This is a genomic window from Paraburkholderia sp. SG-MS1, from assembly GCF_012275575.1.
Taxonomy (GTDB): domain Bacteria; phylum Pseudomonadota; class Gammaproteobacteria; order Burkholderiales; family Burkholderiaceae; genus Paraburkholderia.
The window spans coordinates 12,038-16,536 of sequence record NZ_NPIH01000287.1 but is presented as its reverse complement, the minus strand read 5'-3'; the positions used below and the strand labels follow the sequence as shown (position 1 = coordinate 16,536).

Genomic DNA, 4,499 nt, shown 5'->3' with positions numbered 1-4,499 from the left:
CCAAAGCCGGATACAGTTGCTGCGCCGTCTTGCCGAAGATCCATTCGCGGTCTGCATCGCTCAGGCTCGCGAGACCAGCCTGCGCGGTCGCGAGAATCTCCGCGAGCGTGCCCGTCGAGGTCGGATAGTTCGAGCCCCAGGCCATGCGCTTCGCGCCGAACGCCTCGACCACACGCGGGAAGAACGTTGCTGCACTCGCCTTCTCCTTCTTCACATCGCCGAAGATACGCGGCGTGAGCTTCAGGTAGATGTTCTCGAGCGGTGCGAGATCGAACAGGCTTTGCGCTTTCGCATACGGCGCGCCGTCGGCCACTTCGGGACGTCCCAGGTGGTCGAGAATGATCGCGACCTTCGGGAAGCGCCTGGCCAGCGCCGTCACCTGCGGCAGGCCGATCGGACCGGTCTGGATGCACATCGGCAGGCCCAGTTCGCCGCACAGTTCCCACGCCGGAAACGAACGCGGATCGTCCAGCTCGCTCGGGTCGAACTCCTTCGTGCTGCCGCCCGTGAAGAGGCGCAGTCCGGCGAGCCCCCGGCCAACCCATTCGCGGATGCGTTCCGGCGCATCCTCCTGCAACACGTCGACCGAGCCGACGGCCACCAGACGGTCCGCGTATTGCGCGCAGCCATCGACCACGTAGCTGTTGTCGAAGCCATACGTGGTCGACGAATGCACGACAGCCGCCTTCGCGACGCCGGCCGCATCCATCGATGCGATCAGCGTTTCCACGGTCGTCGGACGCTCCTGCGACCAGTCCGAGCGCTTGCCGAACAGGGGCGCCGGCGGATAGCGGGTTTCGTCGCCGGAGATGATGTGCGGGTGAATATCAACGATTGTCATGAATGTCTCTGTGCTGTTCTCATTGCATGCGGCCCGCGCCCATGTCGCGTGCCGCCTGATGGTCCTTATTTGCCGCGCGCCTTCAGGCGTGCATCGAGGCGTGGGTAGACCCGGCGTGCGTTACCTTCGAAGATCTTGTAGCGGTCTTCGTCCGAGAGCGCCTCGCATGCGTCGATATAGCGCTTCGTGTCGTCGAAGTACTGGCCCGTGGCCGGGTCCTTGCCGCGCACCGCACCGATCATTTCCGAGCCGAACAGCACGTTGTCGGCCGGAATCACTTTGGTCAGCAGTTCGACCCCCGGCTTGTGATACACGCATGAGTCGAAGAAAATGTTGTCCAGCAGCCCTTCGAGCGGACGCTCGCGCATCTCGAGCGACATGCCGCGATAACGTCCCCAGTGATACGGCACCGCGCCGCCGCCGTGCGGAATCACCAGACGCAGCGTCGGGAAGTCCTTGAACAGGTCCGATTGCAGGATCTGCATGAACACGGACGTATCCGCGTTCAGGTAGTGCGCACCGGTGCCGTGGAAACACGGATTGCACGATGCGGCCACATGGATCATCGCGGGCACGTCGAGATCGACCAGTGCTTCGTAGAGCGGATACCACTCGCGATCGGTCATCGGCTTGCCGGTCCAGTAGCCGCCGCTCGGGTCCGGGTTCAGGTTGCAGCCCACGAAACCCATCTGTTCGACGCAGCGGCGCAGTTCGGCAATGCTGTTTGCAGGATCGGCGCCGGGCGATTGCGGCAACTGGCACACCGGCGCGAAGTTGTCCGGATAGAGTTCCGTCACGCGGTAGACGAGGTCGTTCGAGACTTCAGCCCATTCGAGGCTGGTGCGCTCGTTGCCCAGGTGGTGGCTCATCAGGCCCGCGATCGGCGAGAACAGCGTGAGGTCGCTGCCGCGCTCGCGTTGCAGCTTGAGCTGGCCGTTGCCGATGGCTTCGCGGATTTCGTCGTCGCTCACAAAAGCGCCATCGCGTGACGGCGCATTGGCCGGATCGTTGGCAAATTCGACCTGTCTGGCGCGCCACGCGCGGAATGAGGCGGGGACGGTCGTGAAGTGACCGTGGCAATCGATAATCATGGTGTGTCCAGTCTCGTGCAGGAGGATGGTGTTCGGCTCAGCGGGCCAGCGGATCCACGAACAGTTCGTTGATCGACATGCGGCGCGGCGTCAGCCCCTGCCTGAACGCGGTCGCTTCCAGCGTTTCGATCGTCTTGAGGTTTTCCTGCAGACCGTACGGCAGCGGATCGTATCCGACGATCTTGCGCAGTTCGAGGTACTTCCTGTCGCTGGGGGCCGTCGCATCGCCTGCGTCGAGACGTGCGAGCCATTCCTTCTTCGCCTGCACGAACGCGTCGTAGATCGATTTCGCGATCCACGGATGGTCGGCGAGCACCGAGTCCTTCACGACGATCGTGCCGTGCATCGGATACACGCCGGTGCGGCCGTAGTACTCCTTCTCAAGCTCCGCAGCGTTCGGCAGCAGATCCGGATAGTTGGCCTCGACTTCCTGCCAGCCGCCTGTCGGCGCACCCTTGCGGCCGATACCGGCGGCCGCGTCGAAACCCGCCGACAGTTCGCCCGAGGCCATCATGTCGGCAAGCGAACTGCCTTGCGGCGCGTGAATGACATTCGAGGGCAACTTCAGTTGCGTGACGTGCTCTTCGTCATCGACCACCCAGGTCACCTTCGACGAATCGAGACCGAACTCGTCGATCAGCACCTGACGCGTCCACACGCCGGTCGTCACCGAATACGCGCGCACGCCGACCTTCTTGCCTTCGAGGTCCTTCGGCGTCCTGATGCCGGCATCCGGGCGAACCAGCAGGCCGCCATGATGAAAGCGCCGCACGACGAAAACCGGCAGGCCGACGAACGGTGCGCCATACGCGCGGGCAATGATGTAGGTGGTCGGCGCGAGCTCGCAGACATCGAACTCGACATCGCGCACCATTCGGCGAAACGCGCCGATCTGCGGCTTGACGGTGACGAATTCGGCGTCTACACCCTCGATGGGGATCGAACCGTTGCGGATAGCGGCGGTGTGCGGGTGCTCGGCGATGGCGATCTTGAGCGGGACTTTCTTGGTCAACATCCTCTCCTGTGAATGGGTCGTCGCGGCGGCTGGATGAGGATCCCGGCGCCAGCGTATCTCGATGGGGTAGAGAATATTTGAGGATGGATCGGGCGTCCCTACACAAAAGTTAGATTCAATGGCACTTTTGTTGATTGCGGGGGATGGAGGTGGGGGCGGGGTTGACGAGTTGGCATGTCAATGTGCACGGCGTGCCTGCGGTCCGAAGTGGCGGGGTGCTTCTGTTTTGCGCGGGAGAGTGGGACGTGGCTCTCCGTCTGTTCGACATGCCGCAGCACTACGCCTCCCGCCCGGCCTCGACTCGAATTTACTTGACACCTAAACTATCAAGACCTAAATTACCCCAAAGCGGATTCCACATTGGGGGAGCAAGCATGCGCATTCTCTGTATCGGCGGCGGCCCGGCCGGGTTGTACTTCGGCCTGTTGATGAAAAGCCGCAACCCGGATTACGAAGTCACGGTCGTCGAGCGCAACCGTCCCTATGACACTTTCGGCTGGGGCGTCGTGTTCTCCGACCAGACGCTCGGCAACCTGCGCGCCGCCGACGCCCCGAGCGCGGACGCGATCCTCGACGCGTTCAACCACTGGGACGACATCGAGATCAATTTCCGCGGCCGGCAAATCCGCTCGTCGGGTCATGGCTTCTGCGGCATCGGCCGTAAGCGCCTGCTGAACATCCTGCAAGCACGCTGCGAAGAACTCGGCGTCAAGCTGGTATTCGAAACCCAGGTGACGGACGACAACGTCTACGAAGCCGACCTGATCATTGCCTGCGACGGCCTGAACAGCGTGATCCGGCAAAAATACGCGGCCACGTATCAGCCGGACATCGACACACGCGACTGCCGCTTCGTCTGGCTCGGCACAAAAAAACTCTTCGACGCGTTCACCTTCGCTTTCGAAGAAACCGAATCCGGCTGGTTCCAGGCGCACGCCTACCGTTTCGACGATCAGACTTCCACCTTCATCGTCGAGACGCCCGAGCGCGTGTGGCGCGCCGCCGGTCTCGACGAAATCAGCAAGGAAGACAGCATCGCCTTCTGCGAAAAGCTGTTCGCGAAGTATCTCGACGGCCACGCGCTGATGTCCAACGCCGCGCATTTGCGCGGCTCGTCGCAGTGGATCCGTTTTCCGCGCGTGGTCAACGGCGAATGGGTACATTGGCGCCGCAACGCCGACGGTTCGCAAACGCCGATCGTGCTGATGGGAGACGCCGCGCATACCGCGCACTTCTCGATCGGCTCGGGCACCAAGCTCGCGCTCGAAGACGCAATTGAACTCGCCAACAGCATCGGCGCCCATCCCGGCGATCTGGCCGCCGCGCTGCAGCACTACACGGAAGTGCGCAGCATCGGCGTGCTGCGCATCCAGAACGCCGCGCGCAATTCGACGGAATGGTTCGAGCACGTCGATCGCTATACATCGTTCGAGCCGGAACAGTTCGCGTATTCGCTGCTCACGCGCTCACAGCGCATTTCGCACGAAAACCTGCGCGAGCGCGACGCGCGCTATCTGTCGGGTTTCGAAGACTGGCTCGCGCAGCGCTCGGG

The 4,499-nt window shown here is 62.8% G+C and carries 4 protein-coding genes; 1 reads left to right on the top strand and 3 read right to left on the bottom strand.

Annotated elements, in window-relative coordinates; genetic code table 11:
• From CIC12_RS31850 to CIC12_RS31840, 3 genes are all read right to left on the bottom strand, one after another.
• On the bottom strand, nucleotides 1–841 hold an 841-nt coding region (locus tag CIC12_RS31850), incomplete at its 3' end, for an amidohydrolase family protein (RefSeq protein ID WP_168670368.1).
• Nucleotides 842–906: 65 nt separating this feature from the next.
• Complete coding sequence (locus CIC12_RS31845) at nucleotides 907–1,932, bottom strand: amidohydrolase family protein (RefSeq protein WP_168665288.1); 1,026 nt, start codon at nucleotides 1,930–1,932, stop codon at nucleotides 907–909.
• 37 nt (nucleotides 1,933–1,969) lie between these two features.
• Nucleotides 1,970–2,947 carry an ABC transporter substrate-binding protein gene (locus CIC12_RS31840; RefSeq protein ID WP_168670425.1) on the bottom strand — a complete coding sequence of 326 codons (978 nt, stop codon included), beginning with the start codon at nucleotides 2,945–2,947 and terminating at the stop codon, nucleotides 1,970–1,972.
• 374 nt (nucleotides 2,948–3,321) lie between these two features.
• On the opposite strand from CIC12_RS31840, the gene CIC12_RS33530 reads away from it, so the two are divergent.
• Nucleotides 3,322–4,499, top strand: a 1,178-nt coding sequence (locus tag CIC12_RS33530; RefSeq protein WP_238812995.1) for an FAD-dependent monooxygenase, incomplete at its 3' end; no start/stop codon positions are given.